This window comes from Micromonospora coriariae, from assembly GCF_900091455.1.
GTDB classification, from domain to species: Bacteria; Actinomycetota; Actinomycetes; order Mycobacteriales; family Micromonosporaceae; genus Micromonospora; species Micromonospora coriariae.
Map to the genome: position 1 here is coordinate 5,638,751 of NZ_LT607412.1, position 15,323 is coordinate 5,654,073.

Here is a 15,323-nt window from a genome sequence, read left to right on the forward strand (position 1 = left end):
GTTCCTAGGGGCTGAGCACGAGTTGCGTGTGTTCAGCCGCGTGTCCCGAACGGTGTTGGGCACGCTGGTCTCCCGCGTTCGCTCCGTATCCGGCGCGCACGGATCGTGTCCGCGGTCCGAAGTTACGGGGGCGGGTTGCCTCGCGCTCAGGGTCACCCGGTCCGGCCTGGACGGTCCGATGCCCCTGCCCATCACTCTGGTGAGCTGGGGGCGGTGCCGTCCGACGCCGGATCGGGTGACCCTGGGCGCGTCGTCCGATCGCCACGGCGGCGGCGTCGTGGCGAGTTGCGGTGCGGGTTCTGCTGGTTAGGGGCTTCTGCCAGTGCTGGGCGCCCCACTTGGAGGTGTATGCGGGGTCGACCGCGACGATCGCAATGCCGGGCGCCTCGGCCATCGACGTGAGCCGGGCGCGCAGCTTACCGACAGGCATCGCGGATATGAGACTGCGGAACCGTTTGCGGCGGCCGTGCTTCTCCCGGGTCTTCTCCGCTTCGAAGTCCAGGTCCTCGATGGCGACAGCTTTCACGCCGCAGACCTTCACCCAGTTCAGCAGCCGAGTCAGGGCGTGACGCAGCTGGGCGTCACGGTGCTCGGCGGTGCCGGACAGGTCGTAGTGGAACCGGCGTGGGTTGCCGACTGGATTGCCGTGAACGTCGAGCCGCCAGGCGGCGATGTGATCGGCATTGGTGTCCACCCCGATCGCGCCGTCGGCGAGGGCGGCCTGCAGCGGGACCGTCTTGGTGGGCGCGTACTGCCAGGACGCGGTGATGTACCAGCGCCCGCGCCGCGCGTCGTGGTGGATACGGTAGGCGACCGCCCGGTTGGTCTCGATACGCTCGACCCACTCCTGGCCCCGATGTGGGAACCGCGCCTTCGCCGCGAGGACATACCGGCCGTGGGGGGCGTTCGCCAGTGCGGCCAGCGGTGCGGGCAGTCTGATCGACGCTTCGCCGCCGGGGGTGACTCGGATCGTCTCGTTGCCGTACCGCTTGCCCGACTCCCCGTCGGCCTGAAGGAACCAGCGCTGCGCTTCCCAGCGGTCGCGCCACTGCGCCCCGGTCAGTCCAGCCTGGGCCAGGTTGTGGCGGTTGCGGGCGAGCCGCTTCCCGCCGCGCACCACATGCACGACCCCGGCCTCACGGTCGGCCCGCTCCCGCTCCAGCCGCTGCATCAGCACGTGCAGACGGCGACTCTTGGCGAACCACTCCTGCCGACTGCGGTAGCCGCCCGGTACGCCCTTGGTGCCGCGCTGGCCGACCGGCAGGGACAGCCGACGTCGAATCATCGCGACCCCAGCTTCGAAGTTACCGATGTGTACCAGCTGGCACCTGCGCGCCAGCGCCCACTGGTCATGCGTGGCCTTGGTGATCGCCCCTGCCCACCGGGCCGACGAGCCCGGCGTCAGATCGCGCTTACGCGCCGCCCACCCGTGCGTGGAGTGCTCCAGCCGGTCAGCACACCGAACCTTGAGGTCCTTCGCCGCGAGCGAGCCCAGGTGTGCACCCACCAGACGCAGGATCTCCTCGTCTCGCGCCGTGAGACCTTTGAGGCGATCGCGGATGGCGACCCCGGTCGGACCGAGGGCGACGAACGGCTCGTCGATCGAGCGCAGGTCAGCCACGTTCGGCGGCCTCCAGCGCCTTCCTGGCCCGATCGCGGGCCGACCCGCGCCCGTACAGGCGAGCACAAAACGACGTCAGCACCTCAACCATGTCGCGGACCAGGTCGTTATCGACCTCGCCCTCGTCCAGCACCACCAGCCGGCGACCGTGGGCGGCCAGCGCGGCCTCGACCAGTTCGACGTTCATGCGACCCAGCCGGTCCTTATGTTCAACCACGACAGTGCTCACGTCCGGGTCGGCCAGCAGACGCCGGGCCTTCGACCGGGCCCCGTTCATGCCCGAACCGATCTCGGACTCCACACGCACCACCCGGTGACCGGCCTTGGCCGCCCACCCCGACAGTCGGGCAACCTGGCGCTCCAGATCGGTCTTCTGATCATGGGACGAGACCCGGGCGTACAAACCCAGGCCACCCGTGGCAGCCGGCGCGCTGTTGGCATCCACATTCACCAAAATCATGCGGGGGCCAACCCGCTGAGCCGGGACCGGCAAGGTGCCCTGACGGAACCAGCGATACGCCGTGTGAGGACTGATCCCCTGCGCACGCGCCCACTCCGTCAAATTCACACCAGCATCATAGGCAACTGTAGTCACCCCGTGCACACTCATGCACGCTCGGCGGCCAACAGGTCGCAACCCCTCCATTGGAGCTTTGCGAGCAGGCCCTCGACTCCCTACCGCCGGCCAGAGGGCCAAAACGCATCAAACGCCCCGCCGCGCGATCACCGCGGGCGAGGGCGCCCGGATGTGAGCACCCGCGTCGCGCGGGCCCGTCGGCGGGCCGATCCTCGGGACTGGTGATTTCACCGATGCGGGGACCGGGCGGCGACGCCAAAACTGACGCACGTCGATATCCCTCGACTCTAGGGAGTGCCCGACGTGTCGTCACCAACCACCACCCGTCCCCGTTCCATGGCAGTCCGAGCCGCCCGGCTCGCGCTGGCCGCCGCCCTGGTCGCCGGCGGCGTCCTGGCCGGACCCTCCGGCGTCGCGCAGGCGGCGGAGAACCCGTACGAGCGGGGCCCCGCCCCGACCACCGCGATCCTGGAGGCCAGCCGCGGTCCGTTCGCCACGTCCTCGCAGAACGTGTCCTCGCTCAGCGTCACCGGCTTCGGCGGCGGCGTCATCTACTACCCGACCAGCACCAGCGAGGGCACCTTCGGCGCCATCGCGATCTCGCCGGGCTTCACCGCCGCCTGGTCCAGCATCAGCTGGCTCGGGCCGAGGCTCGCCTCGCACGGCTTCGTGGTGATCGGCATCGAGACCAACTCCCGACTGGACCAGCCGGCCAGCCGGGGCCGGCAACTGCTCGCCGCGCTGGACTACCTGGTCGAGCGCAGCTCGGTGCGCACCCGGATCGACAGCAGTCGACTCGCGGTGGCCGGCCACTCGATGGGCGGCGGCGGGAGCCTGGAGGCGGCCTCGGCGCGGCCGTCGTTGCAGGCCGCGGTGCCGCTCGCACCGTGGAACACGGACAAGAGCTGGTCCGAGCTGCGGGTGCCCACGCTGATCGTCGGCGGCGAGAGCGACACCGTCGCGCCGGTCTCGTCGCACTCGGAGCCCTTCTACAACAGCATCCCGGCGTCCGCCGAGAAGGCGTACCTGGAGCTGAACGGGGCGAGCCACTTCTTCCCGCAGACGGTGAACACGCCGACCGCACGGCAGATGGTGGCCTGGCTGAAGCGGTTCGTCGACAACGACACCCGCTACGAGCAGTTCGTCTGCCCCGGCCCGAGCGGCTCGCAGATCCAGGAGTACCGCAACACCTGCCCGAGTTCCTGATCGCGATCCCGGGGCGGTCGCCGGTGGCGGCCGCCCCGTCCGCGTGCGGGCGAGGGGGCATTGAAGGTCTTGACGCGGTACCCGAGAAACGTACACTGCGAGTGTAAATAACACCCGCCACAACAGAGGGATGGGTGATGGAGCGCGGTCTCGAACTGCACCACATCGGCGTACGTTTCGGTGGCCTCACCGCCCTCGACGACGTCTCGTTGCGGGTGGCACCCAACCAGGTGGTGGGTGTCATCGGGCCCAACGGCGCCGGCAAGACCACGCTGTTCAACGTGATCTGCGGCTTCGTCGCGCCCGAGACGGGATCGCTCACCCTCGACGGCCGACCGCTGCGGCCACGGCCGCACCGGCTGACACGGCTCGGCATCGCCCGGACCCTGCAGGGGACCGGGCTCTTCGCCGGGCTCACCGTGCTGGAGAACGTGATGACCGGCGCCTCGCACACCGCGCGCGCCGGTTTCGTGCCGGCGTTGCTCGGTCTGCCCAGCAGCGACCGCGACGAGCGGCGGCTGCGCCAGCACGCCCTGGACATCCTGGACGGCCTGGGCATCGCCGGGCACGCCGACGCCGCGCCGAACACGCTGCCCTTCGCCGTACGCCAGCGGGTCGCCCTGGCCCGTGCGCTCGCCGCCCGGCCGCGGCTGCTCCTGCTCGACGAACCCGCCGGTGGCCTCGGCGCCGACGACATTACCGAGCTGGCGGAGCTGGTCCGGCAGTTGCCCCGACGGGACGCCGATCCCTGCGCGGTGCTGCTGGTCGAGCACCACATGGATCTGGTGATGGCCGTCTGCGACGAGATCGTCGTGCTGGACTTCGGCCGGGTGATCGCCGCCGGCACGCCCGACGAGATCCGCGACGACCCGGCGGTCACCGACGCCTATCTCGGAGCCGCCGTCGACGAGGTCACCACGTGAGCGCGAGGAGTGAGCCGGGTTTGCGAGCCCCGCAGTCGCGAACGAAAGACGTTGCGGGGGTGAGCGCTTCCGACCTGCTCGTGGTGCGCGGGCTGGTGGCCGGCTACGGCGCCGCGCCGGTGCTGCAGGCCGTCGACCTCACCGTCCCGGCCGGCACCATCGCCGCCGTCGTCGGCGCGAACGGCGCCGGCAAGACCACCCTGCTGCGCGCGCTCTCCGGCATGATCCGTCCAACCGCCGGGCAGGTCGTGCTCGCCGGGGAGGACCTGCGCGGCACGCCCGTGGAGCAGCTCGTCCGGCGCGGCATGGCGCACGTGCCGGAGGGGCGGGGCGTGATCAGCGAACTCACCGTCGACGAGAACCTGCGGCTCGGCGGGCTGTGGCGCCGCGACCGGGCCGACGCCGGACGCGCCCTCGACGAGGTCTACCAACTCTTCGAGCCGCTGGCCCGGCGCCGTCGGCACCTCGGCCACCAGCTCTCCGGTGGCGAACGGCAGATGCTCGCACTCGGCCGGGCGCTGGTCGGCCGTCCCCGCCTGCTGCTGCTCGACGAGCCGTCGCTCGGCCTGGCGCCTCGGGTGGTCGCCCGGACGATGGCTCTGCTGCGCCAACTGCGCGACCAGACCGGCCTGACCGTGCTGCTGGTCGAGCAGAACGTGCGCAGCGCGCTCGCCGTCGCCGACCAGGGCGTGGTGATGTCCCTCGGCCGGGTGGTGACCGCCGCCCCGGCCGCCACGCTCCGCGACGACACCGACCTGCGGCACGCGTACCTCGGTTTCTGACCACCACCTCGTCCCCAGGAGGGAGGACTGTTGGACCGCTTCGTCTTCCTCACCGTCGACGGCCTGTCCCGGGGCGCGGTGTACGCCGCGTTCGCACTGGCCCTGGTGCTCATCTGGCGGGCGGCGCGGGTCGTCAACTTCGCCCAGGGGGCGATGGCCGTCGCCGCCGCGTACGTGGCCTACACGGTGTCCGCGCAGACCGGGTCGTACTGGCTGGGCTTCGTCGTCGCGATCGTCGCCGGGCTGCTGCTCGGCGCGCTGGTCGACCGCGTCGTGATGCGCTTCGTCGACCACACGTCGCCGCTCAACCCGGTGATCGTCGCGCTCGGGCTGGTGCTGCTGATCCAGGCCGTCCTGGGCATGGTGTACGGCAGCGAGTTCCGGCCCGCCGAGGCGCCGTTCAGCCGGTCCGCGCTCAGCGTGGGCGGGGTCGCCGTGCTCTCGCCGTACGACCTGTTCGTCTTCGCGACGATCGGGGTGGTGGTCTGCGGGCTGGCCTGGATGTTCGCCCGGACCCCGGTCGGGCTGCGGATGCGCGCGGCGGCCTTCGCTCCCGAGGTCTCCCGCCTGCTCGGGGTCAACGTCGGCGGCATGCTGACCCTCGGCTGGGCGCTGGCCTCGGGGGTGGGCGCGCTGGCCGCCATGCTGGTCATTCCCACCGAGCTCGGGCTGCACCCGCACGCGATGGACCTGGTCTTCGTCTCGGCGTTCACCGCGGCGGTGGTCGGCGGCCTGGACAGTCCACCAGGGGCGGTCGTCGGCGGCCTCGTTGTGGGGCTGCTGCTCTCCTACGTCAGCGGCTATGCCGGCAGCGACCTCACCCCGATGGCGGTGCTGGTCCTGCTGCTGGCGGTGCTGCTGGTCCGGCCCGGTGGGCTGTTCGCCCCGGTAGCGGCGAGGCGGGTGTGAGCGCCACCCGGGCGGCCCTGCCGCGCAAGCAGGCGCTAACCGACGCCGGTGAGCGTCCGGTCGACCGGCGACGCGGCTCCACTCTGCTGCGCCACCTCGCCTTCACACTCGCCGCCGGGCTGTTGCTGGTCGGGGTCAGCTACGCCGTCGAGCCGTTCCGCAACTTCCAGCTCGCCACCGTGGCGGCCTACCTCTGCGCCACCGCCGGGCTGACCCTCCTCACCGGGCTCAACGGCCAGCTCTCACTCGGGCACGGCGCGTTGATGGCGACCGGCGCGTACACCGTGGCCTTCTGCCAGAACGCGTTCGCCGACCGGGGGATGACCGGTGGTTGGCTGCTGCCGCTCTCGCTCGGCGCGGCGATCCTCAGCACGGTCGCGGTCGGCGCGGTGGTCGGCGTCGCCGCGGCCCGGCTGCGCGGCCCCTACCTGGCCGGGGTCACCCTCGCCGTGGCCGTCGTCGTGCCGGCGCTCGCCGTCACCTTCGACGGCGTCTTCAACGGTGAGCAGGGGCTGTCGGTGCCGGTGGAGCCACCGCCGCTGGCGCTCGGCCCCTACTTCCCCTACGAGCGGTGGCAGCTCTGGCTCGCCGGCGCGGCCACCCTGCTCGCCCTGCTGCTGCTGGCCAACCTGATCCGCAGCCGTTTCGGGCGTACCTTCCGCGCGGTCCGCGACGACGAGGTGGCCGCCCGCCTCGCCGGCATCCACGTGGCCCGTACCCAGGTCCTCGCGTTCGTGGTCAGCGCCGCCACCGCCGGTCTCGGCGGTGCGCTGCTCGCGGTGCTGGCGCAGAGCGTCTCGCCGGGTGCGTTCTCGCTGACCCTGTCGCTGTTCCTGCTGATGGCTGTGGTGATCGGCGGTCTGGGACGCCTCGCCGGCGCCCTGTGGGGTGCCGTTCTGCTGGTCGCCCTGCCCGATCTCACCCACTCCGTGACCGAACTGCTCACCCTCTCGCCGGCGGTGGCGCAGCGGCTGGAGGGCAACCTCCCGCTGGCGATCTTCGGAGTGACCCTGATCGTCGTCATGATCGCCGCACCCGGCGGCGTGCAGGGTCTGCTGTCGCGTCTCGGCCGGGCGCTGCTGGCCCGGTGGCCGGCCCGGCGTTCCTGAGCTGTCCCTGTCCGGCCTCGGCCGGGCGCCCCACCACCACAGAAGTTCGATTGAGAACCGGACCGAGAAAGGTCGGTGTTTCCCATGCACCGTACGGCACGACGCGGTCTCGCGATCGCCAGCACCATCGCCCTGCTGATCACCACCGTCGGTTGCAGCGGCGACGACGGTTCCGGCCCCGGCGGGGGATCGGTGCCGGGCGTCACCGACACCGAGATCGTCGTTGGCACCCACATGCCGCTCACCGGACCGGCCTCGGCCGGCTACTCCAAGATCGCCCCGGCGACGAAGGCGTACTTCGACTACGTCAACGCCAACGGCGGCGTGCACGGCCGGAAGATCACCTACAAGATCATGGACGACGGCTACAACCCGGCGAACACGCAGCAGGTGGTTCGTCAGCTCGTCCTGCAGGACAAGGTCTTCGCGATCCTCAACGGCCTCGGTACGCCGACGCACACCGGTGTGCTCGACTTCCTCAAGAGCAACCGGGTGCCCGACCTCTTCGTCGCCTCCGGCAGCCGCAGCTGGGACCAGCCGGACAAGTATCCCGGCACGTTCGGCTTCAACCCGGACTACACGGTCGAGGGCAAGATCCTGGCCACCTACGCGAAGACGAACCTGGCCGGCAAGAAGGTCTGCTTCCTCGGCCAGGACGACGACTTCGGCCGGGACAGCCTGGCCGGCGTGGAGAAGGTGCTCGGCGCCGCGGCCGTGGCGGTCAAGCAGACCTACGTCACCAGCAACACCAACGTGGCGCCGCAGATCGGCGCGTTCAAGGCGGCTGCTTGCCAGGTCGTCGTGCTCGCCACGGTGCCCGGCTTCACCGCGCTGTCCATCGGCACCGCCGCGCGGCTGGGCTTCAAGCCGCAATGGCTGGTCTCCAACGTGGGCGCTGACCACCCGACCCTGGCCAAGCAGCTCGGCGCCGCCGCTCCGCTGCTGGAGGGCATGGTCGGCACGAACTACCTGCCGATGCAGAACGACACCGCGAACCCGTGGATCCAGCTCTTCACCAGGATCAACAAGGAGCACAACGGGGACGCGCCGTTCGACGGCAACACCGTCTACGGCATGTCGGTCGGCTACCTCTTCGTGCAGGTGCTGCTCGCCGCCGGCAAGGACCTCACCCGGGAGAAGGTGCTGGAGGCCGTGCAGAAGGGTGGCTTCCAGGGCCCCGGGCTGGTGCCGCTGCGCTTCTCCGCCAAGGACCACTCCGGGTACGGCGGTCAGCGGCTGAGCCGGGTGAGCGGGGGAGTGCAGACCTACTTCGGGCCGGCGTACGAGACGGACGAGGCCGACGGGCCGGTCAACGAGTACTCCGCGGACCCGGTGGCGCCGCCGGCGAACGGGGTGCCGACCGTCTCCTGACGACCGGCACGCCCGGCAGTCGACCGGGTGTGGTCGTACGGCACACCGCCGTGACCACACCCGGTCGTACGGCTGCCCGGACGCCGTGACCGCCCCTGATCGGCCGCCGGCCAGCGGGGGGCGGGTGCGGGCTGCCCGAGAGCCGACGCTGCTGTCCCGACGTTGACCGACACCGATCGCTGCTCCTACTATCTGCACCGTGAATGCAGATTCAGGTCGGCTCGTCGGTCAGGTCGCCATCGTCACCGGTGCGAGTCGGGGGATCGGCCTGGCCATCGCCCAGCGGCTGGTGGCCGAGGGCGCGCGCGTGGGTCTGACCGCCCGACGTCCGGAGGCGCTCGCCGACGCGGTCGCCACCCTCGGCGGGCCGGCGTACGCCGTGGCCGTTCCCGGTCGGGCCGACGACGCCGCGCACCGGGCCGCCGCGGTACGAGAGGTCACCGCGGCGTTCGGGCCGTTGGACCTCCTGGTCAACAACACCGGCATCAACCCGGTGCACGGCCCGCTGGTCGGGCTGGACCTGGCGGCGGCGCGCAAGATCCTCGACGTCAACCTGGTCGCCGCCCTCGGCTGGGTGCAGGAGGTGTGCGCCGCCGGCATGGCCGACCGGGGTGGCTGCGTGGTCAACGTCTCGTCGATCGCCGGCATCGGTCCGTCGCCCGGCATCGCCTTCTACGGGGTGAGCAAGGCGGCGCTCAACCACCTCACCGCCGGCCTCGCCGCGGAGCTGGGACCGACCGTCCGGGTCAACGCCGTCGCGCCCGGGGTGGTGAAGACCCGCTTCGCCGCCGCGCTGTACGAGGGCCGGGAGGAGGAGGTCGCCGCCCGCTACCCGCTCGGGCGGCTCGGGCTGCCGCAGGACGTCGCCGGCGCGGTCGCCTTCCTGGCCTCCGCCGACGCCGCCTGGATCACCGGGCAGACGATCGTCTGCGACGGCGGAGTCACGCTGACCGGCCGCGCCGGATGACGGCGTCCCGGGTCCCGATGATCACCGCCTGTCTAGACTCGGCGGTGCGTCGGGGGACGTCATGGCGATGAAGGGGCGGGGGCGGATGGGCGGGGTCGAGGTCGCGGGCCGGGTCGACGGACGGACCGCCCGGGCCGAGCGCACCCGTGTGGCCATCGTCGAGGCGCACCTGGCGCTCATCTCCGAGGGGGACCTCCGACCGACCGGGGAGCGCATCGCCGAGCGGGCCGGCATCTCGCTGCGGACCCTCTGGACGAACTTCAAGGACATGGAGACGCTCTTCGAGGCGAGCGGCGCGGAGGTGCTCCGCCAGCAGGACGCCGCGTACCGGCCGATCTCACCCGGGCTGCCGCTGGCGAAGCGGATCGACGCGTACTGCCGGCAACGGGCCCGACTGCTCCAGCTCATCGCGCCGTCGGCGCGGGCCGCGCAGATGCGCGAGGCGGTCTCCGACCAGTTGCACCGCAACCGCCTCAAGCACATCGACCGGGTCCGGGACGAGGTCGAGCAGCTCTTCGCCGCCGAGCTGGCGCAGGCCGGGCGGGGCCGGGAGCAGCTGCTGAACGCGCTGGTGGCGGCGAGCATGTGGCCGGCCTGGTCGATGCTGCGCGACGGCCTGGGGTTGGGCGTGGACCGGGCCCGTGGGGTAATGGCCCGCACGGTGGGCGCACTGCTGGCCGAGGTGACGGCCGGCTGACGCCGGCCCCGCACGGTACCGCCCGCCTCTTTCCATCCGGTTACCAATAGGTGACACTGAATGCATGGTTACTGCATCAAGAGTGCAAATAACCGTGCTGCGCGGCCGGGACGACGAGTGCCGGGCTGTCCGGAACCTGCTCGACGGCGTGAGCGACGGCGGTGGTGCCCTGCTGCTGCGCGGCGAGCCGGGGTCGGGCCGCACCGCGCTTGTCGACTACGCCCACCGGTACGCCGAGCACTGCACCGTGCTGGCCGCGACCGGCCTGGCCGAGGAGGCCGCGCTGCCGTACGCCGGCCTGCAACGCCTGCTCGATCCGGTGCTCGACCGGGCCACCGCCCTGTCCGAGCGGCAGTGGCACCTGCTGCGGCGCGCGCTGGACGGAGAGGGCTGCCCGGCCGACCGGCAACTGGCACTGTCGATGGCCATGCTCGGGCTGCTCGCCGCCGCCGCCCGGGACCGCCCGCTGCTCGCCACCATGGACGACGTCGACCGGGGGGACCAACAGACAGCGCGGATGCTGGCCTTCGTCGCCCGCCGGCTGCGGCACCTCCCGGTCGCCGTCCTGCTCACCGCCGACGTCACCGCCACGGTCGACGGGATACCGGCGCACCGGCTCCGGCCGCTCGACGAGCGGGAGAGCGCCGCCGTCCTCATCGACCGGCTGCCCGAGCGACCCGCCGCGCCCGTCGTGGCAGCGCTCGCCACGGTCGGCGGTGGCAACCCGCAGGCCCTGGTCGACCTCGCCGAGGTGCTCAGCCCCGCCCAGGGGCGGGGCGAGGAGGCGTTGCCCACCGCGCCGCCGGCCGACGGCGCGCTGGGCCGCGCCTACCGGGTCCGACTGGACCGGTTGCCGCCGGACACCCGACGGATGCTGCTGCTCGCCGCGCTCGACGAGGGCGGGGAACTGGCCACCCTGACCCGGGCGGCGGCGGTCGCCGGCACCGCGGTCGAGGCGCTCGCCCCGGCGGAGGTCGCCGGCCTGGTCCGCGTCGAGCCGCGGGGTGTCACGTTCCCCCAGCCGCTGGCCCGTGCGATGGTCGCGGCCAGCGCGCCGCTCGCGGAGCGCCGCGCGGCGCACCGGCTGCTCGCCGGTGCGCTCGACTCGGACGGGCAGCGGCTGCGCCGGGCACTGCATCTCGCCGCCGCGACAACGGGTACCGACCCGGCCCTCGCCACCGAGCTGGAACAGGCCGCGGTCGGTGGGGAGGGTGGCTGGGCGACCGCCTCCGCGGCGCTGTGCCGGGCCGCCGAACTCAGTGCCCAGCCCGGCCCCGCCGCCGCCCGCCTGCTGGCCGCCGCCCGGTACGCCTGGGCCGCGGGCCAGCCCGGTCAGGCCCGGCTGCTGCTCGACCGCCTCCGCGCCATCCCCGCGAACGGGACCGTCACCGGCCACGCCGACCTGCTGCGCGGCGAGCTGGAGTTGCGGTGTGACGACGCCTCGGTCGCATCGGCCACCTTGCTGGCGGCCGCCGGGGCGGTGGCCAACACCGGCCGGGCCGTCGCGTTGGCCGCGCTGGCGCGGGCCGGCGAGGCCGTCTGCTTCGCCGGCGACCAGTACCGGTACGCCGAGGTGGGCCGCCGGGCACTGGCGTTGCGGCGGCCGAACGATCCGCCAGCCACCGAGTTGATGAGCTCTCTGGTCGCCGGGGTGGCGGCCACCCTGCGGGGCGACCACGAGCGCGCCGGCCCCGCGCTGCGACGCGCCGTCGTGCTGGGTGGTCGGTTGACCGGGCCGGCACTGACCCCGACCGCGCTCACCTGCGCGGCGGCGGCCGGCCTGGTGGTCGCCGTGGACGGCGCCGCGCACCGGCTCGCCGAGCGCGCCGTCGGCTTGGCCCGCGACCGGGGCGAACTGTCCATGCTGTCCCGGGCACTGGAGCTGCGGGCCGTCGCCGAGTACTGGCTGGGCCGGCACGAGGCGGCGGCGGAGACCTCCCGCGACGGCCTGCGGGTGGCTCGCGCCACCGGTCAGGTCAACTGCGCCAACGTCCACCTGGGCATGCTCGCCGTGCTGGCCGCCATCCGGGCCGACCGGGAAACCAGTCTGCGGCGGATCCGGGAGATCGGCGAGGCGCCGACGCCGGGCAGCCGGCCACACGCGTTCGCCGGGTGGGCGCTGGCGGTGCTCGACCTGGTCGACGGGCGGCACGCCGAGGCCGCAGACCGACTGGCGTCCCTGGCCCGGCTCGGCACCGGCCGGGGTCAGGTCCTCGTTCAGGTGATGGCCACCCCGTACCTGGTGGAGGCGGCCGCCCACCTGCCGCACCGACCGGCGGCGACGGCGGCGCTCGCGGTCTTCGACAGGTGGGCCAGCAGCACGGCGAGCCCGTTGCGCCGGGCGCTCTCCGCCCGGTGTCACGCGTTGCTCGCGCCACGGGGCAGCGCCGAGGCGGAGCGGGAGTTCCGGACGGCACTGCGGCTGCACCCGACGGAGGCCGGCACGTTCGAGCGGGCACGCACCGAGTTGCTCTTCGGTCAGGAACTGCGCCGTAGGAGGCGTCCACGCGACGCCCGCGCACACCTGCACCAGGCCCGCGAGACGTTCACCCTGCTCGGGGCGAGCTGCTGGGCCGAGCAGGCCACCGCGGAGCTGCGCGCGGCCGGCGAGTCGGTGGGTCCGCCGGACCTGCCCGCGGCGCGACTGCTGACCGGCCAGCAGCTACGGATCGCCCAACTGGTCGCGGAGGGCGCCACCAACCGGGAGATCGCCGCTCGGATGTTCCTCTCGACCCGCACTGTGGACCATCACCTGCGCAACGTCTTCCACCGGCTCGGCGTCCGCTCGCGCACCGAGCTGGCCCGCGCGTTCGCCGCCGAGCGGCACGCCGGGCTGGCCTCCGACCGGTGACCTGCGACCGGTCACCGTCCGGCCTGGACGACGTAAACTATCACCGCTAGTTTAAAGGCCATGGAGCTCACCCTCTCCGCCGAGCAGGCGGCAGTCCGTCAGCTCGCCGCCGAGTTCGTCGACCGGGAGCTGGTGCCGCACGCGGCGGCCTGGGACCGCCGGGAGTCGGTCGACCCGGCCGTCGTCGGCATGCTCGGCGACCTGGGCTTCCTGGGGCTCACCATCGCCGAGTCCGACGGCGGCTCCGGCGGCGACCACCTCGCGTACTGCCTGGTCCTGGAGGAGCTCGGCCGGGGCGACTCGGCCGTGCGCGGCATCGTGTCCGTCTCGCTGGGCCTCGTCGCCAAGTCGATCGCCGCGCACGGGTCGGCCGCGCAGCGGGCCGAGTGGCTGCCCCGGCTCTGCTCCGGGGCCGCACTGGGCTGCTTCGCGCTGACCGAGCCGGACAGTGGCTCGGACGCGGCCGCGCTGCGCACCCGCGCGCTGCGCGACGGCACCGACTGGCTGCTCACCGGCACGAAGACGTTCATCACCAACGGCACCACCGCCGACATCGCGCTGGTCTTCGCCCGCACCGGTGGCCCCGGACATCGGGGCATCACCGCGTTCCTGGTGCCCACCGGGAGTCCGGGGCTCACCCGGCGGGAGATCCACGGCAAGCTGGGCCTGCGCGGTCAGGCCACCGGCGAGCTGCGCTTCGACGGGGTACGGGTGCCCGACTCGGCCCGGCTCGGCGCCGAGGGCGGCGGCTTCCGTCTGGCGTTGGCCACCCTGGCCAAGGGCCGGATGTCGGTCGCCGCCGGCTGCGTCGGCATCGCCCAGGGCTGCCTGGACGCGGCGGTCGGCTACGCCGGGCAGCGGACCCAGTTCGGCAAGCCGATCGCCGGCCACCAACTCGTCCAGCAGCTGCTCGCCAGCATCGCGGTGGACACCGCCGCGGCCCGGCTCCTGGTGTGGCAGGTTGCCGACCTGATCGACAGCGGCCAGCCGTTCGCCACCGAGGCGTCGATGGCCAAGCTGTTCGCGAGCGAGGCCGCCGTCCGGGCGGCCAACAACGCGGTCCAGGTGTTCGGGGGGTACGGCTACATCGACGAGTACCCGGTCGGCAAGTACCTGCGTGACGCCCGGGTCGCCACCCTCTACGAGGGCACCAGCCAGATCCAGGAGCTCCTCATCGGACGCGCGCTCACCGGCGTCAACGCCTTCTGACCGCCGCCTCACGCTCTCGGCGGTTACGTCGACCCCGTGCCCAGGGGATGATCGTGTCGGGCAGGCCGCCGGAGAAATCGGGGCCGCGCCGTAGCCGCATCAGTCCCGGCCGAGCACCGCGCCCAGCCAGCGCAGCTGACGCCGAACGTGGACGGCCTCCCCGCCCTCGTGGCCGTTGAACGGGTAGACGTGCATCTCCCGCTCGGGCGGGAGCGGTCGGCCGGTCGCGGCGCCGTACTGGTTGTAGGCGGCGAAGCCGGTGCTCGGCGGGCAGACGTCGTCGCGCAGGCCGATCCCGAAGTGCGCGGGAGCTGTCGCCCGCCGGGCGAAGGACACCCCGTCGACGTACGAGAGCGTGCGTCGGACCGCCTCCTCGGCCTCGCGGTGCACCGCCAGGTACCGGGCGATCTCGCCGTACGGCGAGGCGTCGGTCGACCCGATGGCCCGTTGGACGTCGCAGAGGAACGGCGCGGTGGTCATCAGCGCCGCGAGGTCGCCGACGAGACCGGACACCGCGAGGGCGAGGCCACCGCCCTGGCTGTTGCCGGCCACGGCGACCCGGCTCGGGTCGACCCCCGGAAGGGCCCGGGCCGCGTCGACCGCCCGGACCGCGTCGGTGATCAGGCGGCGGTAGTGGTAGTCGCGCGGGTCGAGGATCCCCCAGGTCGCCGGCCAGGGGCCGCCGGGAGCGCCGTGCCGATCCGGGGTGTCCCCGGAGCCGTACTGCCCCGCCTGGCCCCGGTTGTCCATCAGCAGGTGCGCGTACCCGGCCACCGGCCAGGTGAGCCGCTCGTGTGGCAGGCCGCGGCCGCGCCCGTAGCCGGCGTATTCGACCACGGCCGGCAGCGGCGTGCGCACCCCCGCCGGGCGGGTGTACCAGGCCCGGACCGGATCACCGCCGAAGCCGGCGAACGTCACGTCCCAGGAGTCGACAAGCCGCAGGTCGGTGGGTTCCGGACGGACCTCGACGAGCACCTGTGGCGTGGCCGCGGCGGCGAGGGTGTCGCGCCAGAACTGGTCGAAGTCGTCGGGTTCGACGACGGTGGGCGCGTACCGCTGGAGCTGGTCGAGGGACGGGTCGGAGTCGGGCACGGGTCCTCG

The 15,323-nt window shown here is 73.0% G+C and carries 13 protein-coding genes; 10 read left to right on the forward strand and 3 right to left on the reverse strand.

Annotated elements, in window-relative coordinates; translation table 11 throughout:
- Positions 1-4: 4 nt before the first annotated feature.
- Both GA0070607_RS26125 and GA0070607_RS26130 read right to left on the reverse strand, forming a co-directional pair.
- Positions 5-1,621 carry an IS200/IS605 family element transposase accessory protein TnpB gene (locus tag GA0070607_RS26125; RefSeq protein ID WP_089020554.1) on the reverse strand — a complete coding sequence of 539 codons (1,617 nt, stop codon included), beginning with the start codon at positions 1,619-1,621 and terminating at the stop codon, positions 5-7.
- Positions 1,614-2,189 (reverse strand): IS607 family transposase, encoded by a 576-nt coding sequence (locus GA0070607_RS26130; protein ID WP_089020555.1) that lies wholly within the window; start codon positions 2,187-2,189, stop codon positions 1,614-1,616. The genes GA0070607_RS26125 and GA0070607_RS26130 overlap by 8 nt, the downstream gene beginning before the upstream one ends.
- A gap of 345 nt (positions 2,190-2,534) precedes the next feature.
- Between GA0070607_RS26130 and GA0070607_RS26135 the strand changes: the two genes are divergently transcribed.
- The 10 genes from GA0070607_RS26135 (at position 2,535) to GA0070607_RS26180 (ending at position 14,222) form a co-directional block, all read left to right on the forward strand.
- Positions 2,535-3,404 carry an alpha/beta hydrolase family protein gene (locus GA0070607_RS26135; RefSeq protein ID WP_089020556.1) on the forward strand — a complete coding sequence of 290 codons (870 nt, stop codon included), beginning with the start codon at positions 2,535-2,537 and terminating at the stop codon, positions 3,402-3,404.
- Positions 3,405-3,541: 137 nt separating this feature from the next.
- Positions 3,542-4,327, forward strand: coding sequence for an ABC transporter ATP-binding protein (locus tag GA0070607_RS26140; RefSeq protein WP_089020557.1), 786 nt, complete (start codon positions 3,542-3,544; stop codon positions 4,325-4,327).
- 59 nt (positions 4,328-4,386) lie between these two features.
- A complete protein-coding gene (locus GA0070607_RS26145) occupies positions 4,387-5,109 on the forward strand; it encodes an ABC transporter ATP-binding protein (protein ID WP_172899111.1) in 723 nt (240 codons plus the stop codon).
- Positions 5,110-5,139: 30 nt separating this feature from the next.
- Positions 5,140-6,018 carry a branched-chain amino acid ABC transporter permease gene (locus GA0070607_RS26150; protein WP_089020558.1) on the forward strand — a complete coding sequence of 293 codons (879 nt, stop codon included), beginning with the start codon at positions 5,140-5,142 and terminating at the stop codon, positions 6,016-6,018.
- Entirely contained in the window at positions 6,015-7,127 is a 1,113-nt protein-coding gene (locus GA0070607_RS26155; protein ID WP_089020559.1) for a branched-chain amino acid ABC transporter permease, read from the forward strand. The genes GA0070607_RS26150 and GA0070607_RS26155 overlap by 4 nt, the downstream gene beginning before the upstream one ends.
- Positions 7,128-7,211: 84 nt before the next feature.
- Positions 7,212-8,498, forward strand: coding sequence for an ABC transporter substrate-binding protein (locus GA0070607_RS26160; protein ID WP_089020560.1), 1,287 nt, complete (start codon positions 7,212-7,214; stop codon positions 8,496-8,498).
- A 199-nt stretch (positions 8,499-8,697) separates the two neighbouring features.
- Positions 8,698-9,465: an SDR family oxidoreductase gene (locus GA0070607_RS26165; protein WP_089020561.1), complete on the forward strand. Its 768-nt coding sequence runs from the start codon at positions 8,698-8,700 to the stop codon at positions 9,463-9,465.
- Between the two features lie 85 nt (positions 9,466-9,550).
- A complete protein-coding gene (locus GA0070607_RS26170; protein ID WP_089020562.1) occupies positions 9,551-10,162 on the forward strand; it encodes a TetR/AcrR family transcriptional regulator in 612 nt (203 codons plus the stop codon).
- Between the two features lie 82 nt (positions 10,163-10,244).
- Entirely contained in the window at positions 10,245-13,013 is a 2,769-nt protein-coding gene (locus GA0070607_RS26175; protein WP_231930376.1) for an AAA family ATPase, read from the forward strand.
- 60 nt (positions 13,014-13,073) lie between these two features.
- Positions 13,074-14,222 (forward strand): acyl-CoA dehydrogenase family protein, encoded by a 1,149-nt coding sequence (locus GA0070607_RS26180; protein ID WP_089020564.1) that lies wholly within the window; start codon positions 13,074-13,076, stop codon positions 14,220-14,222.
- A 99-nt stretch (positions 14,223-14,321) separates the two neighbouring features.
- Here GA0070607_RS26180 and GA0070607_RS26185 read toward each other — a convergent pair whose 3' ends face one another.
- Positions 14,322-15,314: an acetylxylan esterase gene (locus GA0070607_RS26185; RefSeq protein ID WP_231930377.1), complete on the reverse strand. Its 993-nt coding sequence runs from the start codon at positions 15,312-15,314 to the stop codon at positions 14,322-14,324.
- Positions 15,315-15,323: the final 9 nt, after the last annotated feature.

Coding starts and splice junctions, on each gene's coding strand:
- GA0070607_RS26160 (WP_089020560.1), top strand. CDS start 7,212: ATGCACCGTACGGCACGACGCGGTCTCGCGATCGCCAGCACCATCGCC.
- GA0070607_RS26180 (WP_089020564.1), top strand. CDS start 13,074: ATGGAGCTCACCCTCTCCGCCGAGCAGGCGGCAGTCCGTCAGCTCGCC.
- GA0070607_RS26135 (WP_089020556.1), top strand. CDS start 2,535: ATGGCAGTCCGAGCCGCCCGGCTCGCGCTGGCCGCCGCCCTGGTCGCC.
- GA0070607_RS26140 (WP_089020557.1), top strand. CDS start 3,542: ATGGAGCGCGGTCTCGAACTGCACCACATCGGCGTACGTTTCGGTGGC.
- GA0070607_RS26170 (WP_089020562.1), top strand. CDS start 9,551: ATGGGCGGGGTCGAGGTCGCGGGCCGGGTCGACGGACGGACCGCCCGG.